At 73.6% G+C, this 23401-nt stretch carries 21 protein-coding genes; 11 read left to right on the forward strand and 10 right to left on the reverse strand.

The annotated features are described in order from the left end of the window. Window positions 1-76: 76 nt before the first annotated feature. From ACZ4YL_RS23735 to ACZ4YL_RS23750, 4 genes are all read right to left on the reverse strand, one after another. Window positions 77-1555 (reverse strand): condensation domain-containing protein, encoded by a 1479-nt coding sequence (locus tag ACZ4YL_RS23735; RefSeq protein WP_468119113.1) that lies wholly within the window; start codon window positions 1553-1555, stop codon window positions 77-79. A gap of 179 nt (window positions 1556-1734) precedes the next feature. Next, window positions 1735-2091: a hypothetical protein gene (locus ACZ4YL_RS23740; protein ID WP_468119115.1), complete on the reverse strand. Its 357-nt coding sequence runs from the start codon at window positions 2089-2091 to the stop codon at window positions 1735-1737. 128 nt (window positions 2092-2219) lie between these two features. After that, entirely contained in the window at window positions 2220-4529 is a 2310-nt protein-coding gene (locus ACZ4YL_RS23745; RefSeq protein WP_468119116.1) for an ABC transporter permease, read from the reverse strand. Beyond that, window positions 4526-5236: an ABC transporter ATP-binding protein gene (locus ACZ4YL_RS23750; protein WP_468119118.1), complete on the reverse strand. Its 711-nt coding sequence runs from the start codon at window positions 5234-5236 to the stop codon at window positions 4526-4528. The genes ACZ4YL_RS23745 and ACZ4YL_RS23750 overlap by 4 nt, the downstream gene beginning before the upstream one ends. 80 nt (window positions 5237-5316) lie before the next feature. Between ACZ4YL_RS23750 and ACZ4YL_RS23755 the strand changes: the two genes are divergently transcribed. Together ACZ4YL_RS23755 and ACZ4YL_RS23760 are read left to right on the forward strand one after the other, a co-directional pair. Continuing rightward, window positions 5317-6222: a sensor histidine kinase gene (locus ACZ4YL_RS23755; RefSeq protein ID WP_468119120.1), complete on the forward strand. Its 906-nt coding sequence runs from the start codon at window positions 5317-5319 to the stop codon at window positions 6220-6222. Beyond that, window positions 6219-6977 (forward strand): response regulator, encoded by a 759-nt coding sequence (locus ACZ4YL_RS23760; protein WP_468119122.1) that lies wholly within the window; start codon window positions 6219-6221, stop codon window positions 6975-6977. The genes ACZ4YL_RS23755 and ACZ4YL_RS23760 overlap by 4 nt, the downstream gene beginning before the upstream one ends. A 181-nt stretch (window positions 6978-7158) precedes the next feature. On the opposite strand, the gene ACZ4YL_RS23765 is transcribed toward ACZ4YL_RS23760, so the two are convergent. Continuing rightward, window positions 7159-8082: a LysR family transcriptional regulator gene (locus tag ACZ4YL_RS23765; protein ID WP_468119124.1), complete on the reverse strand. Its 924-nt coding sequence runs from the start codon at window positions 8080-8082 to the stop codon at window positions 7159-7161. Between the two features lie 71 nt (window positions 8083-8153). Between ACZ4YL_RS23765 and ACZ4YL_RS23770 the strand changes: the two genes are divergently transcribed. Then, window positions 8154-9122, forward strand: coding sequence for a Rossmann-fold NAD(P)-binding domain-containing protein (locus tag ACZ4YL_RS23770; protein ID WP_468119126.1), 969 nt, complete (start codon window positions 8154-8156; stop codon window positions 9120-9122). 5 nt (window positions 9123-9127) lie between these two features. On the opposite strand, the gene ACZ4YL_RS23775 is transcribed toward ACZ4YL_RS23770, so the two are convergent. After that, a complete protein-coding gene (locus tag ACZ4YL_RS23775) occupies window positions 9128-9886 on the reverse strand; it encodes a GntR family transcriptional regulator (RefSeq protein WP_468119128.1) in 759 nt (252 codons plus the stop codon). Window positions 9887-10119: 233 nt separating this feature from the next. Here ACZ4YL_RS23775 and ACZ4YL_RS23780 point away from each other — a divergent pair, with 233 nt between their 5' ends. The 5 genes from ACZ4YL_RS23780 to ACZ4YL_RS23800 are packed head-to-tail and all read left to right on the forward strand — an operon-like array spanning window position 10120 to window position 14857. Next, window positions 10120-11283 (forward strand): ABC transporter substrate-binding protein, encoded by a 1164-nt coding sequence (locus ACZ4YL_RS23780; protein ID WP_468119130.1) that lies wholly within the window; start codon window positions 10120-10122, stop codon window positions 11281-11283. After that, on the forward strand, window positions 11283-12173 hold the full coding sequence (locus ACZ4YL_RS23785) for an ABC transporter permease (protein ID WP_468119132.1): 891 nt from the start codon (window positions 11283-11285) through the stop codon (window positions 12171-12173). Before ACZ4YL_RS23780 ends, ACZ4YL_RS23785 begins: the two co-directional genes overlap by 1 nt. Then, a complete protein-coding gene (locus tag ACZ4YL_RS23790) occupies window positions 12161-13093 on the forward strand; it encodes an ABC transporter permease (RefSeq protein ID WP_468119133.1) in 933 nt (310 codons plus the stop codon). Before ACZ4YL_RS23785 ends, ACZ4YL_RS23790 begins: the two co-directional genes overlap by 13 nt. 4 nt (window positions 13094-13097) lie before the next feature. After that, window positions 13098-14201 (forward strand): ABC transporter ATP-binding protein, encoded by a 1104-nt coding sequence (locus ACZ4YL_RS23795; RefSeq protein ID WP_468119135.1) that lies wholly within the window; start codon window positions 13098-13100, stop codon window positions 14199-14201. Further along, on the forward strand, window positions 14198-14857 hold the full coding sequence (locus ACZ4YL_RS23800) for an HAD family hydrolase (protein ID WP_468119137.1): 660 nt from the start codon (window positions 14198-14200) through the stop codon (window positions 14855-14857). The genes ACZ4YL_RS23795 and ACZ4YL_RS23800 overlap by 4 nt, the downstream gene beginning before the upstream one ends. Window positions 14858-14866: 9 nt before the next feature. Here the strand turns inward: ACZ4YL_RS23800 and ACZ4YL_RS23805 are convergent, their stop codons facing one another. Beyond that, the gene (locus ACZ4YL_RS23805; protein WP_468119138.1) at window positions 14867-15376 is read right to left on the reverse strand and encodes a hypothetical protein; all 510 of its coding nucleotides are present in this window, start codon (window positions 15374-15376) and stop codon (window positions 14867-14869) included. A gap of 86 nt (window positions 15377-15462) precedes the next feature. On the opposite strand from ACZ4YL_RS23805, the gene ACZ4YL_RS23810 reads away from it, so the two are divergent. The 3 genes from ACZ4YL_RS23810 to ACZ4YL_RS23820 all read left to right on the forward strand — a co-directional run bounded on the left by ACZ4YL_RS23810 (window position 15463) and on the right by ACZ4YL_RS23820 (window position 18798). After that, window positions 15463-16551 carry a DUF2330 domain-containing protein gene (locus ACZ4YL_RS23810; RefSeq protein ID WP_468119140.1) on the forward strand — a complete coding sequence of 363 codons (1089 nt, stop codon included), beginning with the start codon at window positions 15463-15465 and terminating at the stop codon, window positions 16549-16551. 95 nt (window positions 16552-16646) lie between these two features. Continuing rightward, window positions 16647-17234 (forward strand): hypothetical protein, encoded by a 588-nt coding sequence (locus tag ACZ4YL_RS23815; protein WP_468119141.1) that lies wholly within the window; start codon window positions 16647-16649, stop codon window positions 17232-17234. A gap of 124 nt (window positions 17235-17358) precedes the next feature. Next, window positions 17359-18798 (forward strand): amidase, encoded by a 1440-nt coding sequence (locus ACZ4YL_RS23820; protein ID WP_468119143.1) that lies wholly within the window; start codon window positions 17359-17361, stop codon window positions 18796-18798. Between the two features lie 33 nt (window positions 18799-18831). On the opposite strand, the gene ACZ4YL_RS23825 is transcribed toward ACZ4YL_RS23820, so the two are convergent. The 3 genes from ACZ4YL_RS23825 to ACZ4YL_RS23835 all read right to left on the reverse strand — a co-directional run bounded on the left by ACZ4YL_RS23825 (window position 18832) and on the right by ACZ4YL_RS23835 (window position 22848). Beyond that, window positions 18832-20442, reverse strand: coding sequence for a carboxylesterase/lipase family protein (locus tag ACZ4YL_RS23825; RefSeq protein WP_468119145.1), 1611 nt, complete (start codon window positions 20440-20442; stop codon window positions 18832-18834). Window positions 20443-20572: 130 nt separating this feature from the next. Beyond that, window positions 20573-21478 (reverse strand): 5'/3'-nucleotidase SurE, encoded by a 906-nt coding sequence (gene surE / locus ACZ4YL_RS23830; RefSeq protein WP_468119147.1) that lies wholly within the window; start codon window positions 21476-21478, stop codon window positions 20573-20575. 116 nt (window positions 21479-21594) lie between these two features. Beyond that, window positions 21595-22848 (reverse strand): MFS transporter, encoded by a 1254-nt coding sequence (locus tag ACZ4YL_RS23835; RefSeq protein ID WP_468119149.1) that lies wholly within the window; start codon window positions 22846-22848, stop codon window positions 21595-21597. Between the last annotated feature and the right edge of the window lie 553 nt (window positions 22849-23401).

Genomic DNA, 23401 nt, shown 5'->3' on the forward strand with positions numbered 1-23401 from the left:
ACGCCGAGCGGACGGCCGAGGGCCGCCCGCGCCTCACCCCGCGCCTCGCCGGCCGGTCTGATCCCTGGGGCGCGGCTCAGCCGCGGCGGGCGAACGCGGCCACGTCCAGCGGGGTCCGCACGGGGCACCGCGGCGCGGTCAGCGCGATGGGCCGGCGGAATCCGCCGGACCGGGCGATCTCCTGCACGGTCAGGCGCAGCGCCTCCTGGAAGTCGCCCATGGTCCGGCGGGCCGCCGGGGTGTCGACGTAGAGGGAGTTCATGTGCAGGCCCTCCGAGTCCCGCTGGAACCATGAACAGGCCCCGTTGGCGCGCGCCGACCATACGTGGGTGGTGGGCCGCCACTCGTCGTGACGCTCGGCCCCGGGGCACTTGCGCATGTCGATGTACGAGAAGAAGTTCACCGGGTGCGGCCAGGAGCGGGCGGCGAACTCCTCGGGCGCCAGCAACTCCCACGCCCGTACGAACGGCACGTCGAGATGGCTCATCATCTCGCTGAAGCCGGCCCGGACGGAGGCCATGACCTGGGCGAAGTCCCGGCCCGGCGAGGCATCGAACTCGATGGGCAGGGTGTTGACGAACCAGCCCACCGAATGCGCCCAGGTTTCCCGGCCGCGCTCACTGACCGGCATGAGGCCGCGGTAGACGCCCGGGCCGCCGGCCTCGCGCAGACAGACGGCGACCGAGGCGAGCACCCCCATGAACGGCTTGCCGCCGGCCGCCAGACACGTCTTCTCGAACACCTCGGCCTCGGCGGCGTCCAGGAGGGTGGAAGCCTCGTTGACGATCGGGTACATCCGGCCCGGCTCGACACCGAGGTCGAGGGGGAAACGGGGGAAGAACTCGCCGGCCGGCCCCATGAACGCCTTCCAGTAATCCAGGCGTTCGTCGCGGGCGTCGATGGACAGGTAGCGGCGGCGCTGCTCCTCGGCGAAGTCGAGGTAGCTGGGGGCGGGCGGCAGTTCGACGCTCTCGCCGCGGCGCAGGGCCTCGTAGCCGGTCGACACCTCGCGGGCCACGATCGGCATCGACATGCCGTCGCAGACGATGTGGTCGAACGCGAGGTAGACCGTCGCGGAGTCCTCGCGCTCCACCGCACCCATGATGAACAGCGGCCAGGAGAGGGTGTCGATGCTCCGCTTGAACCGCTCGACGAGGAAGTCGCGCAGCAGGTCGGAGGTCTCGAAGGTGCCCACCTGCCGGGGTTCGAGGGACAGTCCGGCGGGGTCGAACGGCTCACAGGCCACCTCGCCCGCCAGACGGCGGAACGCACACCGCAGGACCTCGTGCCGCTGCACGAAGGAGAGCAGGGACTGCGCCAGCGCCTGCTCGTCCAGCGGCCCGGTCACTTCGAACGTCACCGCGACCCAGGACGCGACCGGGTCGTCGGCGGCCCTGCTCTCCTCGGCGACGGTGAAGTGCTTGTCCTGGTTGAAGGACGCCTTCCTGCCCACCGGGTCACCCGTGCCGGCAGCCTCCGCCGCCGTGGACCTGAGCCGCCACTCGACCACCCGGCCGGGTGCCATGTGGTGCATCTCCAGAGGAAACTGCCGCATTCCGTCATCCCTTCGCCCCCGAGTCAACCCCCAGGCCCTAACGACCCCCGGCCCGGGGAAGTGACGAATTCGCCCGGGACGGGCCGGGGACGGGGCGTCAGCGGGAGTTCACAGGGAGTTCAGGCGGACGGCGCCGGCCATCGCCGTCCCAGGCGGACGGCCGTGCCGCGACCGCGCGGTCAGAGGGTCCAGCCGTCGAACTCCTTCGAGGCGCCGGCGGGCTGCCACCCCTGGGCCCGGGCCGCTTCCATCAGAGCCAGGGCGGTCCCGGGTTCGTACAGGTTCAGGCTGCCGCCGTGCATCCGGGCGACCTCGCCGGACTGCCCCAGATAGCCGCCCGGCGAGAACCGTCCGGGCTCCCTCTTCCGGAAGACGACGCGCAGGCACCCCGGGGCTCCGGCCAGGTGGACGGTGACGGTCTCGCGGCAGTCCTCGGCCGGGCCGGTGACCGGCCGGTGGTGGGCGTGCCGCACCGACCACGTGTACGTGTCCCCGTCCACCACGAGACGCCGGGCCTTGTCCGGAGGACGGGGCATCAGGACACCACCGGGGGAAGCGTGTGGGGCGGCGCGCCGACCGGACGTGTTCGCATGACTTCGGAAACCACCCGCCCGGTCACCGAGGACGCGAACGGACAAACGGACAGCCCACCCGGAGCACGGCCCTATTCGGTGTGCAGGGCCGACGCGATCGTCATCCGGGCCGCCGACCGGGCCGGGACCAGCGCGCCGAGGACGGCGATCGCGACCCCCGCCAGCAGCAGGCCGGCCAGCAGCGGGGCGTCCCAGACGTCCTTCATCGACTCAGGGAAGCTGACCACCCCGACGTTGTCGACGACCAGCCGGTGCGCGGCCAGCCCGAGCGGGACGCCGAGCACCCCGCCGACCGCGCCCAGGCCCGCCACCGAGGTCACGGTCATCGCCGTGACCTGCCGCGGAGTCATCCCGATCGACTTGAGCATGCCGAGGTCCCGGCGGCGCTCCCGGACGCTCAGGAGGACGGTGTTGAAGACGCCGAGCGCCGCCACGATGCTCAGCAGGACGGTGAACACCGACGAGAAGGCGACGACGGTGATGGTGCCGGCGTTCCGGCCGTCCAGCACCGACACGCGCAGGCCGGGGTCGATCGCCTCGGCCGCCGCCACGTACGCCCGTACGTCGGCCCCGGCCGCGAGGCGCACCTCGTACTCGGCGGCGCCGGCCTCCGGCGACAGTCGGAGGAAGGTCTGCCAGGTGGTGTCCAGGGCCCGCGCGTTGCCCTCCACGAGCTCACCCACGACGGTCGCGGCCACCTGCCTGCCGTTCATCGCCAGGGTGACTCGGTCGCCGACCTTCAGCCCGTTCTGGGTCAGGAAGGCGGGCCCGGCCGTGATCTCGCCGGCCGCCCGCGCCTCCCGGCCCCGGGTGATCCGGCCCGCGGCCGCGGGGTCGTCCCCGCGGTAGAAGTTGGCGAAGACGGGCCGGATCTGCCCGATCAGGCTCACCTGGGCCAGCCCGCGGGCCCGTACCCCCGTCGCACCGGGCAGGGACCTCAACCGTTCCTCGGTCGGGCCGTCACCGAGCACGGGAGCGGGCCGGCCGTTGAGCGGCCCGCCCGCCTCCACATGGATCCGGGCACCGTCGCCGCCCCGGCCGGCCTCGCCGAACGCGAGCATCGTGCTGGTCAGCCCGGTCGCCAGGGTCACCGTGGTGACCCCGAGGACGATGGCCGCCATGGTCAGCAGGGTGCGGCCGGGCCGGGCGAACGGCTGGCCCAGGCCCAGGCTGACCGGGCGCGGAAGCCGGGTGCCGCCGAGCAGGCGCTGCACGCGCAGCCCGCGCCCGGTCCGCAGGACGCCACCGGCGCTGATCGCCCGGGCGGCCGGGAGCCGGTGCGCCCGCAGCGCGGGAACCAGGGCGGTGACCAGGACGAGGGCGGGCATCCCCAGCAGGCAGACGGCGGACACCCACGCACCGACGTCGCCGACGGCGGCCCGGCCCGTCTCGACGCCGGAGAACGCGACCCTGAGGACGGGCTCGGCCAGTGCGTTGCCGAGCAGGGTGCCGAGGACGGCGCCGGCGACCGCGGGCACGGCCGTCATCGTCAGGTACACGGTGACGACCTGGTTCGGGGTGAAGCCCAGGGCCTTGAGCACGCCGATGTGCCGGTACCCGGACACCACCGCCCCGCTGACGACGTTCCCGACGATCAGGGCGGAGACCAGGAGGCCGAGGACACCGAACAGCGTCATGAAGGGGAGATAGGCATCGGCCAGGGCCGAGAAGGCCTGCTGCAGGGCGAGATGGGTCTGTGCGCCGGTCAACGCCCCCTCGGGCAGTCCGGCGGTCGCACCGGCCAGCGCGGTGGCCAGCTCGGAGTCCGTCGAGGAGTGCGTGAAGCGGTAGAGCATCTGCGCGGCGGACGGACGCAGCGCGGTCATCTGCTCGGGCGAGACCCAGGCGCCCGCCGACCTGCTCACGCCGGCCGCGACCCCGACGACGGTCAGCGGGGCGGATCCGGGGACTTCCAGCCGGGTTCCCAGTACCCGGGGTCCGGGGGAGCCGTCCGAGTTCCAGCTGACGACGATCTCGCCGGGCGCCGTCGCCCAGTGGCCCTCCAGGAGCTCGATCCGGTCCACCGGGCCGCCCGGGTCGGCCCGTCCCACCACCGTGAGGGAGCCGCCCGCCATCCACAACCAGCCTGCGGGAACGTCCAGGACGCTCTGCTCGAACGGCCCGGCCGCGGCCTCCACCCCGGGCCGTCGGGCGGTCCGCGCGAGTTGCTCCGGCGATGCCTTCGCCGTGTCGAAGGTCGCGACGGTGTGCGGGCCGCGCTGGGCGGTGTACGCCGTGTCGAAGGGGCTGGAGGCGGCGTCGAGCAGCCCCAGCGCGAGGAAGACGGTCGTGGTCGAGCAGAGCACGACCAGTCCGATGACGAAGGTCTGGAGCCTGCGACGCTTGACGGCCGCGCGCGAGGCCCGCCACACGGCGCTCACGCGGTCGCCTCCAGTGCGCTCTGCCGGGCGACCCGGCCGTCGGCGACCTCGACCAGCCGGCTCGCGCACCGGGTGGCCAACTGCGGGTCGTGCGTGACGATCAGCAGGGTCTGGCCGATCTGGTTGAGGTCGATCAGCAGGTCCATCACCTGCTCGCCCGCCCGGCTGTCGAGGGCGCCGGTCGGCTCGTCGGCCAGGAGCAGCGCCGGACGGTTCATCAGGGCCCTTGCCACGGCGACCCGTTGGCGTTCTCCGCCACTGAGCGTCGCCGGATAGTTGTTGCGGCGGTCGGCGACGCCGAGTTCGTCGAGGAGTTCGAGGGCCCGGCGGCGCGCCTGCCGGGGCGGGGCGCCCGTCAGCTGGGCGGCCAGCGCCACGTTGTCCAGGACCGGCAGGTCGTCGATCAGGTTGAAGAACTGGAAGATCATGCCGATGTGCCGGCGCCGGAAGAGCGCCAGCCCGGTCTCGTTCAGCCCGCCCAGGTCCTGGCCCTGCACCTCGACGGTGCCCGAGGTCGGCCGGTCGAGCCCGGCCACCATGTTGAGCAGCGTGGACTTGCCACAGCCGGACGGGCCCATCACGGCGACCGCGTCCCCGGCCCGGATCTCCAGCGACAGACCGTCCAGAGCCTTCGCGTCGCCGTACTCCTTGTGCACACGGTCCAGCCGTACGACGACCTGCCGCGCAGTGTCGTGATCAGTTGTCATGGCCCGAACCTAAGGCGGAGCCCGCGGGCGGGGCGTCGGCCCCCGGATGTAACCGTAGGGGCAGGTCATCCTGGGGATGTATGCCGACCGTCCGGCACAATGGCGTCCAGGCCTACGGGGCGGGGGAGTTCGGGGTGGGGTTGGTCATCGCCGTGGTCGCGGCCTGTGTGTCGACGGCCGTGGCCGGCGCGCTCGGCGTGGCCCTGCTGCGCGCCCGGCGCGGCCACCGCGTGGCGCTGGAGGAGCGCGGCTGGCTGCTGGAGCGGGAGCGCGAGGGCGCGGCCCGCAGCGCCGTCGACGCCGAACGGGCCAGGATCGCGGCGGAGCTCCACGACATCGTCAGCCACAACGTGAGCCTGATGGTGGTGCAGGCCGGAGCCGCCCGCGAGGTGCTCGCCACCCTGCCCGAGGAGGCCGCGGCGGCGATGGGCGCAGTGGAGACGGCCGGGCGGAACACGATGACCGAACTGCGGCACCTGCTGGGCCTGCTCGCCCCCGCCCAGGACGGCGCGGACGCACCGTACGAGGCCTCGGCAGCCACCCGGCTGGCGCCGCAGCCGACGCTCGCCCGGCTGAGCCCGCTGATCGACCGGTTCGCCTTCGCCGGGCTGCAGGTGGACGTACGGATATCCGGGGAACCGCGCCCGCTCCCGGCCGGGATCGACGTCACGGCGTACCGGATCATCCAGGAGGCGCTCACGAATGCGCTCAAACACGGGGACGGAGGCAGGACCGAGGTGACGGTGCGGTACCAGGAGCACGCGCTGCGGGTGGAGGTGCTGGGCCGCGGACCCAGCGTGCTGACGGGGGGCGCACCCGCACCGGCGCCCGCCGGAGGCCGGGACCGGCCGAAGACCGAGGGCACCGGGCGCGGACTGCTCGGCCTGCGCGAGCGCGTCGCCGTCTACGGCGGCGACCTCGACGCCCGCCGCCGTCTCGGCGGCGGCTACCGGGTGCGCGCCCGGCTTCCGCTGGAGCGGCCGTGACCACGCCGGACGCGACCGCCGTGCCGGACGAGGCTGCCGCGGCCGCGCCCCGCGTGGTGATCGCCGACGACCAGGACCTGGTCCGCACCGGCTTCCGGCTGATCCTGACGGCCCGCGGGATCGACGTGGTCGGCGTGGCCGCGGACGGCGCGGAGGCCGTCGCGGCGGTGCGCCGACTACGCCCCGACGTCGTGCTGCTGGACATCCGGATGCCGAACATGGACGGCCTGGAGGCCGCCCGGCGCATCCTCGCCGAAGCCCCGTACTGCCGGGTGATCATGCTGACCACCTTCGACCTCGACCAGTACGTGTACGCCGCCCTCGCCGCCGGGGCCAGCGGCTTCCTGCTCAAGGACGTGACCCCCGAGCACCTCGCCGCCGCCGTCCGCCTGGTCGGCACCGGCGACGCGCTGCTCGCCCCGTCGATCACCCGCCGCCTGGTGGAGCGCTGTGGCCCGGGCGCGGCCGCCGCGGACCCGGCCGCGGCGGCCGCCGTCCACCAGGAGCTGGCCGCGCTGACCCCGCGCGAACGCGAGGTGCTGACCCTGATGGGGCACGGGCTCTCCAACGCCGAGCTGGCACGCGAGTTCACGCTGAGCGAGGCCACGGTGAAGACCCATGTGGCCCGCATCTTCGCGAAGTTGTCGCTGCGCGACCGGGCCCAGGCCGTGGTCCTCGCCTACGAGACGGGCCTGGTGACCCCGGGCTCGGTCACCGCTCCGCGTCAAGGACGCCCTCCGGGTCCTGCGGCGTGACCCGGCCGGCGGGTCGTCAGGGCACCAGCTCCAGCATCACGGCGCGCGGCAGCGAGGGGTTGCCCGCCGCCTCCTGCGCCACCCATCGGTCCTCGTCGGCGAGCAGCCCGGTGATGACCCGGTCGGTCGACGAGCTCGGGCGGCAGCGCCGGATTGGCGGCCAGTCCGCACAGGAGATGGTTCAAGGGCGCTCTCCGGTCGGCGTGTGGGGCGAGGCGGCGGCAGCGGTCAGGGCGGCGGCCAATGCCTGCGTGTGGGGGTGCGGGCGTCGCCGCCGGGGGAGGACCAGCCCGATGTGCCGTGCGGGACGAGGGGGTTCGACGCGGACTGCGGTCAACTTCCCTGTCGTGGCGAGCGAGACGTGCGGGACCAGGGAGACCCCGACCCCGGCCGCGACCAGGGTCTGCGCGAAGAAGTAGTCGGTGGTGGAGGCCGCCACCCGGAGGTCGAAGCCGGCGAGCTCCGCGTACCGGCGCAGGAAGGCCTCCGTCCTGAGGCAGCCCAGCACCCAGCGGTCGGCCCCCAGTTCTGCCAGGTCCACCGACGGCCGGTCCGCGAGGCGGTGGCCGGGCGGCAGCACCAGCCACAGCGGATCCTCCATCAGCGGAACCCAGTCGAGCCCCGGGCGCTCACCCGGGCGGACGGGCGGCGGCCCGTCGAAGTGGTAGGCCAGGGCGAGATCGGCCGCTCCGCCGCGCACCATCGCCGCCGCGCCCTCCGGCTCGCTCTCCAGCACCGTCAGCTCCACCTCCGGATGCGCCTCCACGAACCGCGGCAGCGCCGCGGGCAGCAGGTGCCGGCCCCCGCTGGTGAAGGTGGCGACGGTGAGGCGCGGCCGCTCCGCCGTGAGCCGGTCGATCGCGTGGCGGACCTGATCCAGCTCGGCGGAGATCGACTCGGCGGCCTCCACCAGCAGTCGGCCGGGCTCGGTGAGGGTGACCCCGCGCGTGCTGCGCACCGCCACCGGGTGGCCGACCGCGCGCTCCAGCGCCGCGATGTGCTGCGAGACGGCCGACGGGGTCAACAGCAGGGCGCCGGCGGCCCGGTTGAAGCTGCCGTGCTCGGCCACCGCCCGAAGGACGCGCAGCCGGTGCACATCGATCACCAGTTTTCCTTACGATGCGTTCAGCAGCTGGTCGGTTCCGCTGGGGACGATACAGCGGCACAGTCGAACGCATGAAGCGGATTCTTGTCATCGGCGGCAGCCGGTACTTCGGAAAGACCCTGGTCACCCGGGCGCGCGAGGCGGGAGACGAGGTGACCGTCCTCAACCGGGGCTCCGGCGCACCACCTCGCGGCGTGGAACGCCTGGTCGCCGACCGCGACGACGAGGAAGCGCTGCGGGTGGCGCTGGGCCCGCGCGACTTCGACGTGGTCGTGGACCAGGTCTGCTACACGCCGCTCCAGGCCGCCGTCGCCCGGCGGGTGTTCGCCGGGCGGACCGGGCGCTACGTCATGACCTCGACGATGGAGGTCTACGACCCGGCCACGCTCCCCGCCGGTCCGGTCGGACCCGGCCCCGTCGGCCCCGTCGACCCCTTCGGCCCCGTCCCTGCCCCCGGCCTGGTCACCGAGGCGTCGCTCGACCCCGTGCGGCTGCCGCTCGCGGGCGCGGCGGGCCGTGCGCCCGGGCCCTGGCCCGCGTACGTCTACGCCGAGGGGAAGCGGCAGGCCGAGGCCGTCTTCCTGCGGGACCCGGCCTTCCCGTACGTCAGCGTGCGCGCCGCGCACGTCCTCGGCGGCGGCCCGGCGGAGTTCACCGGGCGGCTCGCGCACTACGTCGGGCGGATCGGCGCCGGGACCCCCGTCGACGTCCACGAAGCCCCGTACGCCACCTCGTTCATCCATCACCACGAGATGGCCGAATTCCTGCGCTGGACGGCGGAACAGACCTTCACCGGACCCGTTAACGCGGCCTCGCACGGCGCGCCCGATGTGATCGCGCTCTGCGAGGCGGTCGCGGCGGAGGTCGGGCAACGGCCTCGGTACCGGATGGTCGGGGCGGGCGCCGCCGCCTCGCCCTTCTCCTTCGACCGCGCCTACGCCATGGACAACGGCCGGGCCTCGGCCCTGGGCTTCGGCTTCGGGCACGTCGCCGACTGGCTGCCCGGGGCGATCGCCGAGACCCCGCGCGCCGCCGGCTGACGCCGTCACTGGTCTCCGACGCGCCGCTCCAAGGGAGTTGCTACCGACGAGTTGCTCACACTGAAGGTCACGCTGCCGGCCCGGTAACGGTCGTCGGACCACTCGATCGGGCGGCCGGTGGCCGTTGCGGAGACATGCCGCTGGCGCAGCAGCGGGCTGCCGCGCCGGATCTCCAGCAGCCGGGCGTCCTCGCTGCCGGCCGGAAGTGCGTCGATGAGGTGCTCGCCGTAGTGGGCCGTGACCCCCGAGCCCTCGTCCAGGCTGTCCATGACGGAGCGGCAGTCCACCGGCAGCGCCTCGACGGCCGCCGCGACCCAGTCGGCGTAGGCGGTCCGCTCCACCATGGTGGGTTCCCCGTCGAGCAGCCGCAGCCGCAGTACGGCCAGGATCTCCGTACCGGGGGCCAGCGCGAGCCGGTCCGCCTCCTCGGCCGTGGCGGGCCTGCGGGTGCGGGACAGGAAGCGGCTGGCGGCCCGGTGCCCGAGCCCCTCGGCCCACTGGGCGAAGCTGTTCAGCTCGCCGAAGCTGTGCCGGCGCTCCCGGCGCAGGACGATGCGCCGCGCGCCCTGGCGGGAGCCGATCAGCCCCTCCGCGGCGAGGGTGGCGACCGCCTGGCGGACCGTCCCGCGCGATGCGGACCAGCGCGCCGCCAGGTCGCTCTCCGAGGGCAGGTGCGCCCCCACCGGGAGCTCGCCCGAGAGGATCTCCCGCCGCAGCGCCTCGGCGATCTCCAGGTACCTGGCCGTTCCCGCGCTCGTACTCATGCCCTTCGCCCCCTGATCGCCGTGTGCCGGCGGTGCCGTGCCGGAATCGCTGTGCACCGGTCTCCCATGATCATTGCAACAGGTTCTGTCACGGCTCCTTCCGGTCATTCTTCTCTCTTCTTCGAGCTGTGCTCCCGGAGACAGGCGCCGTTCACCGTCCGTACAGCCGGCCCGGGCGAACTGGAGCCAACTTGTTCAGACAAGTGAACCCACCTTCGTCTCCGGGAGAGACCGTGCTCAGTTCCTCCGCCCGTCGCGGTGCGGCCGTTCTGCTCAGCGCCGCCGTACTCACCACGCTCAGCGCGTGTGGTGCCGCCCCCGACCAGAAGTCCGGCGGCGCCGACGGCGCCAAGAACGGCGTGCAGCCGGGCGCCGCGACCTCGGTCGCCGACTTCGGCTCCTTGGAGGCCCTCGCCGCCGCCGCGCAGAAGGAGGGCGAGCTCAACGTGATCGCGCTGCCGCCGGACTGGGCGAACTACGGCGAGATCATCAAGGCCTTCGAGGCCAAGTACAAGATCAAGGTGAACAGCGAGAACCCGGACGCCTCCAGCTCCGACGAGATCGCCGCCGTCAAGTCCCGCAAGGGCCAGAAGCGCGCCCCCGACGTCCTGGACCTCGGGATCGCCTTCGCCCGCAGCGGCGCGGCCGAGAACCTCTTCGCCCCGTACAAGGTCACCGCCTGGGACAAGATCCCCGCCGCCCAGAAGGACGCGGACGGCCGCTGGACCAACGACTACGGCGGCTACGTCTCCATCGGCTGCGACGCCGCCCGCATCCCCACCTGCCCGCAGACCTTCGCCGATCTCCTCAAGCCCGAGTACAAGGGCAAGGTCGCCCTCAACGGCAACCCCACCAAGTCCGGCTCGGCCTTCGGCGGCGTCTACGCGGCCGCCCTCGCCAACAAGGGCTCCTTCGCCGACATCCAGCCCGGCATCGACTTCTTCGGGGAGCTGAAGAAGAGCGGGAACTTCATCCCGGTCGAGTCCACGCCGGCCACCGTCGAGAAGGGCGAGACGCCCATCTCCATCGACTGGGACTACCTGAACGCCGGCTACGCCGACCAGTTCAAGGGCAAGGGCGTCGACTGGAAGGTCGCCGTCCCCACCGACGGCGTCTACGCCCAGTACTACTCGCAGGCCATCAACAAGGAGGCCCCGAACCCGGCGGCCGCCCGCCTGTGGCTGGAGTTCCTCTACAGCGCCGAGGGCCAGAACCTCTGGCTCAAGGGATACGCCCGCCCGGTCCTGCTCCCCGGCATGACCCAGGACGGCACCGCCGACAAGGCCGCCGTCGCCAAGCTCCCGCAGGTCCAGGGCACCCCCGCCTTCCCCGCCTCGGAGGAGCTCGACAAGGCCAAGGCCACCCTCGCCGAGAAGTGGGACAAGGCCCTCTCCTGATGTCCTCCACCACCGACCCCCGCGTCGCCGGCGGCACCCGCCGCCGGCGGCGCGGCCCGCGCACCTGGCTCGCGACCCTCCCACTGCTCACCTTCACCGCGCTCTGCTTCGGCATCCCGCTCGGCGCCATGGCCTACGGCGCGGTCACCCGCACCGACCCGGCGAGCGGCGCCACCCAGGTGACCGGTGAGCACCTGGCGCGCTCCCTCCAGGGCCCCTATCTCGGCTCCCTCATCGGCAGCGTCCAGCTCTCCGCCCTCACCGCACTCGTCGGCGGCGTCCTGGGCGTGGTGATCGCGCAGGCCGTGGTCACCTCCCGCTCGGCGGGGCTGCGCAGCGCCGCGCTGACCGCCTCCGGGGTGCTCGCCAACTTCGGCGGCGTACCCCTCGCGTTCGCCTTCATCGCCACCGTCGGGATCTCCGGCGTCGTCACCCAGCTCGCCGACCTCACCGACCTCGGCTGGAACCTGTACTCCTTCACCGGCCTCACGGTGGTCTACCTGTACTTCCTGATCCCCCTGATGGTGCTGGTGATCGCCCCGGCGCTGGACGGACTGCGCCCGCAGTGGCGCGAGGCCGCCCAGAGCAGCGGGGCCACCGGATGGCAGTTCTGGCGCCATGTCGGCCTGCCCGTGCTCGCGCCCTCCCTGCTCGGCGGGTTCGTGCTGCTCTTCGGGACCGCCTTCGCCGCCCACGCCACGGCCGCGGCCCTCGTCGGCGGCTCCGTCCCCCTGGTCACGCTCAAAATCGCGGACGCACTGTCCGGGAACGTGCTCACCGGCCAGGAGAACGTGGCGCTCGCCCTCGGCCTCGACATGATCCTGATCGCCGGCCTGGTCATGGCGGTCTACCTGCCCCTCCAGCGACGGAGCGCCCGATGGCTGCGCTGACCCCGACCACCCGGTACTCCGACAGCGCCCGGGACACGGGAGAACCGGAGGCCGGAGCCCCGGCACGGACCCCGGCCCGCCGGCCCCGCCCCAGGATCTGGCGCGGAGCCGTCCTCGCCCTCGCCGGCGCCTACTTCCTGATCCCGCTCGTCGCCTCCTTCGTCTTCACCGTGCACGTGCCCGGCCAGGGCATCACCTTCGAGGCGTACACCGAGCTGCTCTCCGCCGACGGCTTCACCGAGAGCCTGCTGCTCTCCCTCGGCCTCGCCGCCGCGACCATCGCCCTGTCGCTGCTGCTCGCCGTACCCGCGCTGGTGGCCGTACGCATCGGCTCCCCGCGGCTGCGTCCGGTCGTCGAGGTGATGTGCATGCTGCCACTGGTGGTGCCGCCGATCGCGCTGGTCACCGGCATCACCACCGTGCTGCGCTGGGGACCGGAACACCTGTCACGGACCCCGCTGTACCAGACCTTCATCGCCGTCCAGAACGAGAAGTTCCCCGTCGTCCTGGTCCTCGCGTACACGGTCCTCGCGCTCCCCTTCGTCTACCGCTCGCTCGACGCGGGCCTGCGCGCCGTCGACGTTCCGACCCTGGTCGAGGCCGCCCGCAGCTGCGGCGCGAGCTGGCCGTACGTCGTCCTGCGCGTGCTGCTGCCGAACCTGCGGGCCTCGCTCGCCGGCGCCGCCTTCCTCACCCTGGCCCTGGTGCTCGGCGAGTTCACCATCGCCTCCCTCCTCGGGTTCCGGCCCTTCGCCGTGTGGATCGTCTCGATCTCCGGAGCACAGGCCCGGATGTCGGTGGCCGTCTCCATCCTCAGCCTCCTGATCACCTGGCTGCTGCTGATCGCCCTCTCCCGGGCCGGGACCACCCCCTCCACGGCCGCGGCCGCACCCGCCACCACCTCCCGCAAGGAGTCCTGAGCCCATGTCCACCACGCCCACCACCCTTCCCGCGGCCAGGAAGCCGGCGGATCCCGACCGGCCCGCGGGCGCGCGCGTCGAATTCCGGGGCCTGCGCAGGGCGTTCGGGTCCACCGTCGCCCTCGACGGGCTCGACCTCACCGTCGAACCCGGTGAACTCCTCGCCCTGCTCGGCCCGTCCGGCTGCGGGAAGACCACCGCCCTGCGCGTCGTCGCCGGTTTCGAACAGCCCGACTCCGGCGAGGTCCTCGTCGACGGACAGGACATCACCCGGGTCCCGGCCAACCGCCGAGACGCCGGCATGGTCTTCCAGTCCTACAGCCTCTTCCCGAACCTGAGCGCCCGCGACAACGTGGCCTTGGGCCTGCGGGTACGCAAGGTCGGCGCGGCCGAGCGCCGCGAACGCGCCGCCGAACTCCTCGACCTGGTGGGCCTGCCCGACCACGGCGACCGCTACCCGCACCAGATGTCCGGCGGCCAGCAGCAGCGCGTCGCACTCGCCCGCGCCCTCGCCCTGCGCCCGCGCGTACTCCTGCTCGACGAGCCGCTCTCCGCACTCGACGCCAAGGTACGGGCGAACCTGCGCGAGGAGATCCGGCGCCTGCAGCTCTCCCTCGGCATCACCACCGTCTTCGTCACCCACGACCAGGAGGAAGCCCTGTCGATGGCCGACCGGGTCGCCGTCCTGAACGCCGGGAGGCTGGAGCAGTGCGCCGCCCCGGCCGAGCTGTACGACCGCCCGGCCACCCCCTTCGTCGCCGAGTTCGTCGGCACCATGAACCGGCTGCCCGGCCGGCTCACCGACGCCGGCCTGGTGGAGGTGGCGGGAGCCCGCCTGCCCGTCGACGGCCCGGTGCCCACGACGCCGCAGGTGCAGGTCCTCGTACGTCCCGAGAACGTCACCGTCACCGCCGGCGCCGAGGGCACGGCCACCGTGGTCTCCGCCTCCTTCTTCGGCTCCGTGACCCGGCTCCACCTGGAACTTCCGGGCGGGGTGGCCGTCAAGGCCGACCTGCCCTCGCGGGACGCCGGAGCCCTGGTGCCGGGAGCGCGCGCCGCCGTGGGACTGGCCGAACGGCCCGTGCTCGTCGTGGCAGGGTCCGCGTGAGCGCCCTCGCCGCGGTCCTGTTCGACATGGACGGCACCCTCGTCGACACCGAGGTGCTGTGGTGGCGCACCACCGAGGAGATAGCGGGCGGTCTCGGCCACCGGCTCACCGACGCGGACGCGCCGGAAGTCGTCGGCCGCGCGGTGGAGGACACCGCCGCCCACCTCGTACGGGTCTCGGGAGGGGGAGACCCGTACGAGGTGGCGGCGGCGCTCACCGAGAGCTTCTTCCGCGGGGTGGAGGCCGGGGCGCCGATGCGGCCCGGCGCCCAGCGGCTGCTGACCGCACTGGAGGCGGAGGGCGTGCCCTTCGCCCTGGTCAGCGCGTCACCGCGGGTCGTCGTCGACTCGGTGGTCGGAGGCTCCCTGGCCCATGTCCCCTTCGCCTTCACCCTCTCCGCCGACGACACCGCCCGCACGAAGCCGCACCCGGACCCCTACCGGGAGGCCGCCGGGCGCCTCGGCCTCGCACCGCGGGCCTGCGTCGCGGTGGAGGACTCGCCGGACGGCGCCGCCTCCGCGGAGGCCGCCGGCTGCGCGGTCCTGGTGGTCCCGTCCCTGCTGGCGGTCCCGGCGTCACCGCCACGGACCTTCGCCGAGTCCCTGGAGGACGTCACCGTGGCCCGGCTGCGGCGCTGCCTGACGGCGGCCGGCTGACACCCGGCCTCAGGCCGGCAGGCCGAGGATGTCCAGGATGCCCTCCGCGTAGGCAGCCGTCCCCGAGCCCGGGTCGGCGGCGATCTCACGGCGGAGGCCGTCCACACCCGTACGGATGAAGGCGGCGCACTGCCCGTGCAGTCCGGCCTCGTGGGTGCCGCCGTCGTCCACCGTGCACAACAGGGCCAGCAGGGTCCACAGCAGGGCCTCGCGGGTCGCCCGCCGGGGCGGGTACGCGGCCCACACGGCCATCAGGACACCGCACACCGCCGGGGCGGGCGGCTTCAGGTGCTCCGCGAAGAAGACATGCCCCTCCAGCGCGTGGAACGCGGAGGGATGCCCCTCGGCGGCATCCCGCACCGCGTCCACCAAATGGCCCGCCGAGCGGCCGCAGCCGCACTCGATGGACTCCCAGTCGTGCCGCGCGATCTCCGCCACCACGGCATCCGGAACCAGCGGGCTGCGCAGCACCGCGGACCGGCGCAGCAGAGCCTGCTGCCGCTTCTCGCTCCCCGTCATGGGGCACAGTATGAGGCCAGGTCGGAGTCGTCGGCGAGGGGGGTCGGAACCGGATCACAGGGTCCGTCGTCTGAGACCCCGTGTGGATGAAACGAAGAATTCCGGCCCTGCTGTTCGCCCTGCTCCTGACCCAGCTGGGCACCCTCGTCAACCCCGCCTACGCGTGCGGGTGCGGGGCCATGATTCCCGACGGCCAGTCGCGGATCGGCGTCGACCGGGAGACCTCCGTCGTGCGCTTCGACGGCCGCACGGAGCAGATCGTCATGCGGTTCACCGTCGGCGGGGACGCCCGCCGGGCCGCCTGGATCATGCCGGTACCGAGCCGGGCCACGGTGGAGCTGGGCGACGGCGAGATGTTCGACGAACTGGGCCGGCTCACCCGGCCCGAGCACAAAACCCGTGGCTACTTCTGGCCGCGCGACCGCGACTGGCCCTTCTCCACGGGCATGCGGGACAGCGCCGGAGCCCCGATGCCCGGCGCCGCGGCCCCGCCGGTCGGTGTCGTCGGCCGTGAACAGCTCGGTGACTTCGACGTCGCACGGCTCACCGCCACCGACCCGGACGCCCTGAAGAACTGGCTGGAGAGCAACGGCTTCAAGCTCCCCGACCGCCTCGCCACCGAGGTCAAGCCGTACGTGGACCAGCACTGGGAGTACGTGGCGGTACGGCTCGCCCCGCGCGCGGGGGACAAGCCGCTGCGCGGCGACCTGGACCCGCTGAGGATCCGCTTCGACAGCGACCGGCTGGTCTACCCGATGCGGCTCTCCCGGATGGCGAAGACACCACAGTCCCTCGGCCTGTACGTCCTCGCCGACCACCGCATGGAGCCCGCCTCCCCGATCGGCGGCTCCGCACCCGAGGTGACCTTCGCGGGGACCATCCACCCCGAGACCGGCCCGCTCGCCGAACTGGCGGGAGCCGAGCCCGTCTTCCTCACCGCCATCGACCAGCGGTTCCCCGTGCCGAGCCGCATCGACGCCGACCACGAACTGCGCGCCACGGCCAAGGACACCCCGTACCGCAGGGCGATCTACCACGACGAACTGCTCACGGTGGGCGGCGTCCCGCTCTGGCTCCTGACGCTGGCGGCCGTCGTGGCGGCACTGACCGCTTCGTCCGTCGCGGTGCTCCGCATCCGCGGCCGCAGGCCGCACCCCGCCGGGGCGGCGGCCTGACCCGCACGGGGTCCCGTCGGACCGGGCGGGTACTCACGCCGAGGTGAGTACCCGCCCCGATGTGCCGTACCACCCCACCCCGTACGGTCTGGACCATGCCTTCCGCACAGCCCCCCGCTCCGGCGGCGCCGCTGCGTCCGCAGCCGCGCCCGCGTCCTCGCCCCGTGTACGCGGCGCTGGTACTCGGCGTCGCCGCACTCCTCCTGGCCACCTGCTGGGGCGCGTACCGCCTGTGGAACGGCGCACCGTACCCCGAGGTCGATCCCGCGATCGTCGCCACCCGACTCGGCGCGGAGGCCGAACGCGTCCAGGACGATCTCGCCCTGCCCGCGGGGGCGGAATCGCCGCCCGACCGGATGGAGACGGGCGCCTGCTACTACCGGGGACTGCGGTCCGTCGCCCACATCGACCAGGCCCGCGCGGACGTCCGCACCTTCATCCTCGATTGGCGGACCACCGGCGTCCCGAAGGACACCGCCCGGACCGGCCAGGAGCGCGTCCGTGCCCGGCTGTCGCAACAGGGTTGGAAGCTCATCAGCGAGAACATGTCCGACATGGGCTTCCGGTACGAGGACCGGACCACCGGCGACCAGGTCGATGTGAACTGGTACGCACCCACCGGGACGCTCGCCGTCAGCATCCACACTCCGTGCGGGAAGATCCCCGACGGCTACGACCTGTAGGCGCACGCCCCGACACTCCCGATCCGCGCACCCGCCACCACCCCTCCCGGGGTTGACGCGCGAGCGCCGGGACACCAGCCTTGCACCGGAGTTACCGAGAGGTAAGGGGAAAAGGGTGGTGTCCGTGGCAGCAGACGGCGTACGACGGAACGAACAGGACCGGGACGACGCGGAGTTGATGTTCCAGGGGGTCGCACGCCAGGCCGAGCTGGTGCGCACCGGCAAGACCACCTCACGCGCCCTCGTCGAGGCCGCGCTGCGCCGCATCGGGCGGACCGATACCGTCCTCGGAGCCTTCCGCGTCGTCCTCGCCGAACAGGCCCTCGCCGAGGCCGATGCCCGTGACGCGGCGGAGCCGACCGGTCCGCTCCACGGCGTGCCCATCGCCGTCAAGGACGAACTGGACGTCGCGGGTCAGGTCACCACCTTCGGCGGCTCCGCCAACCGGACCCCCGTCACCGCCGATTCCGAAGCGGTACGCCGCCTGCGCGCCGCCGGAGCCGTCGTCATCGGCAAGACGACGATGCCCGAGTTCGGCCAGTGGCCCTTCACCGAATCCGCCGCCCACGGTCACACCCGCAACCCCTGGGACACCACCCGCACCCCCGGCGGCTCCAGCGGCGGCAGCGCCGCCGCCGTCGCGGCCGGGCTGGTCGGGGCCGCCCTCGGCGGCGACGGCGGCGGATCCATCCGCATCCCGGCCGCCTGCTGCGGTCTGTTCGGCCTCAAACCCCAGCGCGGCCGGGTCTCCACCGCCCCCAACCCGCACCTCTGGTACGCCCTCGGCACCCTCGGGCCGCTGACCCGCAGCGTGGGCGACGCCGCGCTGCTCTACGACGTGCTCGCCGGCACCACCCCCACCGACCGCTGGAGCGCCCGCCCCGCGACCACCAACTGGGTGCAGGCCCTGGAGACCCCGCCCGGCCGGCTGCGCATCGGCTATGCGGTCAAGCCGGCCGTGCCCGCGGTGCGCCCGCATCCGGAACACGTCGGGGCCGTCCTGGAGTCCGTACGGGCGCTGCGCGAACTGGGCCACGACGTACGGGAGGTCGACCCCCGCTACCCCGACGCGACGGCGCCGTTCGCCGCGCAGTTCTGCGGAGGGGTGCGGGCGGAGGCCGACGCCGTCGAGCGTCCCGACCTGCTGGAACGGCGCACCCGGCAGACCCTCGCGCTCGCCCGGCTGGTCCCCGAGTCCGCCGTGGAGCGCGGGATCCGGGCGGGGGAGCGGCTGGCGGAGCGCGCCGACCGCATGTTCACCACCATGGACCTGCTGCTGACTCCGGTCGTCGCCGAGCGCCCGCGCCCGGTGGGCGCGCTGGACGGTGCCGGGCTGCTGACGGCGCTGGCGCGCTCGCGCCCGATGGTCGCCTACACCGCACTGTGGAACGTCACAGGACACCCGGCCGCCTCCGTCCCGGCGGGCCTCGGCGAGGACGGTCTGCCGCTCGCCGTGCAACTGGTGGGCCGCCGGGACGACGAGGTGACCCTCCTGCGGGTCGCGGCGCAACTGGAGGAGGTCCGGCCGTGGGCGCAGCGACGCCCCCGGCCGCCGTCCGCCTGAAGGGGCGGGGGCGGGCCGGGTCGGAGCGGGGCGTCAGAGCGGCCGGGGAGGCTGCGTCCGCCAGAACGCGCAACTGTGGTCCGCCTCGAACGACGTGGTCGCCCGCGTCGCCGCCGGGTCCAGGGTGAGCACCGTGGCGGCTCCGGCACCGGTCGGCGGCCACGGCGTCTGGCCCGCCACCACAGGGGTGCCGAAGCGGGCGAACGCCGCCCAGTAGCGCTTCATCCGGTTCCCGAACGCGACCTGCACCGGCGTCAGCGGGCGCTCTCCCATCGTGAAGTCGTGCAGATAGGCCAGCTCCGCACTGTGCGCGTTCGACTCGTCCAGGCCCGGCACCTGCGCGCCCGCCAGCGTCGGAGACCGCGGGTCGTCGAACTCGTACACGTACGTCGGCACCTGGGCCGCGAACAACTGCGCCGTCCACGCGGTGTGGCACGCGAAGGTCGAGTCCGTCATGACCGCGGACAGCGCCAGATACGGCGAGCCGTACTTCGCCACCGGATAGCGCGCGAGCACCTCGGGCCCGGCCGCCCCGTGACCGGCCAGGATCTGCGCCGTGTACTGCTCGGCGGTCAGGTACGGCTGCGTCAGGGCCACGAAGAAGCGGGCCTCGGAGCGGGTGCTCCCGATCAGCACCGGGACCTTGTTCCACGCACCGCTCCCGATGGCCTGCGCGGGAGCGGCCGGCAGCAGCCCGTCACCGGAGGCCGGACCGCGCGTGGGCAGCGTACGGGCCGCCTCGACCAGCGCCGCCCCGGAGGCCGCGCGCAGGCACGCGGCCACCTCGGCGGAAGCGGTGCAGCCCGCCCGCGCGGCGAAGGACCGCGCCTCTCCCTCGGCGTCCGCGCCGTCCGGCGTACCCAGCAGCGTGCACGGACCGCTCTGCAGCACGGCCCGGTGGAACAGGCCGGCGGCCGGCGGGGAGGCCAGCAGCGCGCAGACGGAACCGCTGCCCGCCGACTGCCCGGAGATCGTGACGCTGCCCGGATTCCCGCCGAACGCGCCGATGTTCTCCCGGGTCCAGCGCAGCGCCGCGAGCTGGTCCATCAGCCCGAAGGACCCGGAGCGCAGGGCGTTCTCCCGGCCGAGCTCGGGCAGCGCGAGATAGCCGAGCTGCCCCAGCCGGTAGTTGATGCTGACCACCACGCTCTGCGTGAGGTCGGCCGTGGTCCGCCCGCCGAACTGGGTGCCCGTTCCCTGGCTGTACGCACCCCCGTGCATCCAGACGATCACCGGGAGCCGGGCTCCGGGGCGGGCGGTCCGGGGCCGGTACACGTCCAGGTACAGGCAGTCCTCGCTGACGGCCGCGGGATCGCTCAGGCCGAGGGGCGAGAACTGCAGGCAGGCGGGGGACTGCCGGGTGGCCTCCCGTACCCCGTGCCACCGGGGCGCGGGAGCGGGGGCCCGCAGCCGCGCGTCCCCGACCGGGGGAGCGGCGTAGGGGACGCCGAGGAACTCCTGCGCGCCGTCGCGGGACTGGCCGCGCAGGGCGCCCTGCGCGACGGTGACCACCGGGTGCGGTGATCCGCCGGACGGCGACGCCGCCGTCGCCGCGGGTGGCGCGGAGGCGAGCAGTGCCACCAGGGCAAGTGCCGTACCGAGCAGGGACCTTGCCGAGGGAAGCCGTGTCCCGGGCCTCTTCATCCGTCCTCCTGGAATGTCGCCGGTGCGTGCCGATGTCGTGCCGGGGTGGATCCGGTGTCGTGCGGGGGTGGCTCCGGCCCTGTCCGGCCGGGGCGGAGCGGGGTGCGGGCTCCGCCCCGGCCGGGATCCGTCAGGGCCGGAGCCCGGCGATCAGTGCGGAGGTCACGGCCTGGTCGGCCGGCCCGGTGTTCCAGTTGGCATTCATCGGGCTGACGGCGATCCGGCCGGCGGTCACGGCCTCGACGTCACCGCCCTTGGCGGCGGCCCGCAGGTCGACCTTGACGGTCACCTTCCACGTGCCGTCGCCCGCGTCGGTGAAGTCCGGTTCGAGCAGGGTCTGCGGATCCTGGAAGGTCGAGGACACGCCCGCGGCCGTTCCCTTGCCGTCCGCGCCGACCACCGGGTGGTTGACGTTCAGGCCGACGCCCTGGGGCAGCAGCGGCCCGGACCGGGCCCGCGCCCGCAGCCGGTCGATCAGCTTGACCGCGAAGTCGAGCGTCGGATCCATGGCGTTGACCGTGGTGACCGGGTCGGGCGCGGTGACGCCCCCGGTGCTCAGCGCGATGGACGGTACGCCGTGCTCCAGCCCCGCGACGGCGCCGCCGACCGTACCGGAGTGGGTGGCGAGACCGGCCACGTTGGGGCCGAAGTTGGTGCCCGAGACGACCAGGTCGGGGGCGTCCCCGGCGAAGACCTCGGCCAGCCCGAAGGAGACGGAGTCGCCCGGGCTGCCGTCGACGGCCCAGACCTTCGGCTCGGGGTGCTTCACCGCGATCGCCGGGGCGTTCGACATCTTCGTGCCGGCACCGCTCTGGTTGGTGAGCGGGGCGACGATCGTGACGTCGTGCCCGGCGGCGGTCAGCCGCTCGAAGGCCTTGCGGATGCCCGGGGCGTTGTAGCCGTCGTCGTTGGTGAGCAGGATCCGCAACGGGCCGGCGGGCGCGGTCTGCGGCGCGGCGACCGCCGGGGCCGTACCGGCCAGGGCCGGCGTGCACAGCAGCAGCGCGGCCAGCGGCAGAACTCGCTTGCGTCTCACAGGGTGCTCCTTGGGAGGGGAGGGAGTCGAGGGTGAGCAGGGGTGGGGCCCGGCGGGCGCACGACCCTCGGCGTGCGCCCGCCGGAGCTGCGGACGGGCGGGCCCGGGGGAGGAGGTCAGCGCACGCTGCGGATCGGGAGGATGGCGAGCGCGCCGACCAGCGAGAGGGCCCCGCCGACGAGGAAGAGCGGGGTGTAGCCGCCCAGGCCGGTGACGACGGCCGAGGCGACGAACGGGGCGATGATCTGCGGCCCGGCGTTCGCGATGTTGAGGACGCCCATGTCGCGGGCGGCGTCCTCGGCCCGCGGGAGGACCAGGGTGACGAGCGCGGTGTCGACGGCCATGAAGCAGCCGAAGGCGAGCCCGTTGAGCGCGCTGAAGACGAGCATGCCGGTCCAGGTCGGGCTGATCACGGGGACCACCATGACGAGCCCGGCGAGGGCCGCCGACACGCCGACGAACACCTTGCGGCGGTTCCAGCGGTCGGACAGCAGGCCGCCCACCACGGTGGAGACGGCCATCGCGACCATCGACACCGGGGTGAGGAGGGCCATCGCGGCGGGCGGGGTCAGTCCCTCGGGCAGCGTGATGTGGTCGTCGAGGATGTAGAGCTGGTAGCCGACGACGGAGAAGTAGCCGAGGACCATCAGGGCCCGGCCGATGAAGGCCCACCGGAAGTCGTGGTTGGCCAGGGCCGAGAGGAAGGCGGCCAGTTGGGCGCCTTTGGGCCTGGCGGGAGCCTCGGCGGCGGGTTCGGTGCGCGGGACGTCCCGGCAGAAGACGCTGAGCAGCAGGGCGGACCCGGCGACGACGGCGCCGAGGACGAGGTAGCCGGTGCGCAGCTGGTCCGCGGTCTGGGAGGCGATGAGCACGCCGGCCGTACCGCCGATGGGCAGGCCGAGCCCGACCAGCGCGGACGCGGTGCCCCGGCGGGCCGCGGGGATCCGGTCGGGCACGATCGCGGTGACCGCCGCCTGGTAGACGTTCATCGTCGCCTGGATCAGGCACCAGCCGATGCCGACGAGCAGCGCCGTGCTCACGCTGCCGAGGAGGGCGAGGAGGACGAGCGAGGCCAGACCACCGCCCACGATCCAGGGGTTGCGGCGCCCGCTGCGGTCGGAGAGGGCGCCGGCGATGGGGTTGAAGGCGGTGGCGAAGACCGCGCTGACGCCGCCGATCAGGCCCAGTACGGCGACCTTGTCGTCGGGGGCGATCGCGGCGACCTGGGTGGGCAGCAGGACGGAGCCGACGCCCATGTAGAGCGCCATCATCGCCGAGTTGGCGACCAGCAAGAGGGGCAGGAGACCTCGCCGGGGGGCGGGCTCCCCGGTCGGGGGTACGGACGGTTCGACGACTTCGGGCGTGGCCATGACGACTCCTCGGGGGACGGAGCGGGGAGGTGGCGTGCGAGGGAGAGAGGGGCGGCCCATGAACGGGCGCGGGACGGCGTCGCCGTCGGGACGTGCGGTGGCGGACGTCGTTCGTAACGTGATGTTGTTACACGTGTCACCAGGTGCGGTGGACACTGTGTAGCACCCATTTCCGGGCTCCGCCAGGTCTTACGGCGCGTCGTTGTGCAGATCGTGACCGTCGGGGGGAATCGGCATGGCATGACGTGTAACCACCCTGTCGCGGCCATCGGGCGCGGCAGATGTGCCGAGAAACCCTCTTGCCCTTGTGGCGGTCGTGACGCATCGGCAATACTCCGTGCCGCACCGCGACGATCCTCTCGCCGGCGGGCATCCCGCCCGCCGGGGCGTCGCCGGGTGCCGTGCGCCGGCCGCCGCGTTCCCGTGGCTGCCGGCCGCACCTCGATGCCGTATCCCGAAGACGTCCCTCGATGGCGTCCCCCCGATTGCGTCCCCTCGATGACGTCCCTCCGATGACGTCCCTCCGATGACATCCCCCAAGGGCGTTCCCCAG

It is taken from the genome of Streptomyces sp. NPDC030021, assembly GCF_055574035.1.

What these genes read in the sequence shown, in the direction of transcription:
- ACZ4YL_RS23735 (WP_468119113.1), bottom strand. Translation starts at nt 1,555, where the DNA reads ATGCGGCAGTTTCCTCTGGAGATGCACCACATGGCACCCGGCCGGGTG.
- ACZ4YL_RS23740 (WP_468119115.1), bottom strand. Translation starts at nt 2,091, where the DNA reads ATGCCCCGTCCTCCGGACAAGGCCCGGCGTCTCGTGGTGGACGGGGAC.
- ACZ4YL_RS23750 (WP_468119118.1), bottom strand. Translation starts at nt 5,236, where the DNA reads ATGACAACTGATCACGACACTGCGCGGCAGGTCGTCGTACGGCTGGAC.
- ACZ4YL_RS23755 (WP_468119120.1), top strand. Translation starts at nt 5,317, where the DNA reads ATGCCGACCGTCCGGCACAATGGCGTCCAGGCCTACGGGGCGGGGGAG.
- ACZ4YL_RS23770 (WP_468119126.1), top strand. Translation starts at nt 8,154, where the DNA reads ATGAAGCGGATTCTTGTCATCGGCGGCAGCCGGTACTTCGGAAAGACC.
- ACZ4YL_RS23775 (WP_468119128.1), bottom strand. Translation starts at nt 9,886, where the DNA reads ATGAGTACGAGCGCGGGAACGGCCAGGTACCTGGAGATCGCCGAGGCG.
- ACZ4YL_RS23785 (WP_468119132.1), top strand. Translation starts at nt 11,283, where the DNA reads ATGTCCTCCACCACCGACCCCCGCGTCGCCGGCGGCACCCGCCGCCGG.
- ACZ4YL_RS23790 (WP_468119133.1), top strand. Translation starts at nt 12,161, where the DNA reads ATGGCTGCGCTGACCCCGACCACCCGGTACTCCGACAGCGCCCGGGAC.
- ACZ4YL_RS23795 (WP_468119135.1), top strand. Translation starts at nt 13,098, where the DNA reads ATGTCCACCACGCCCACCACCCTTCCCGCGGCCAGGAAGCCGGCGGAT.
- ACZ4YL_RS23805 (WP_468119138.1), bottom strand. Translation starts at nt 15,376, where the DNA reads ATGACGGGGAGCGAGAAGCGGCAGCAGGCTCTGCTGCGCCGGTCCGCG.
- ACZ4YL_RS23810 (WP_468119140.1), top strand. Translation starts at nt 15,463, where the DNA reads ATGAAACGAAGAATTCCGGCCCTGCTGTTCGCCCTGCTCCTGACCCAG.
- ACZ4YL_RS23815 (WP_468119141.1), top strand. Translation starts at nt 16,647, where the DNA reads ATGCCTTCCGCACAGCCCCCCGCTCCGGCGGCGCCGCTGCGTCCGCAG.
- ACZ4YL_RS23825 (WP_468119145.1), bottom strand. Translation starts at nt 20,442, where the DNA reads ATGAAGAGGCCCGGGACACGGCTTCCCTCGGCAAGGTCCCTGCTCGGT.
- ACZ4YL_RS23835 (WP_468119149.1), bottom strand. Translation starts at nt 22,848, where the DNA reads ATGGCCACGCCCGAAGTCGTCGAACCGTCCGTACCCCCGACCGGGGAG.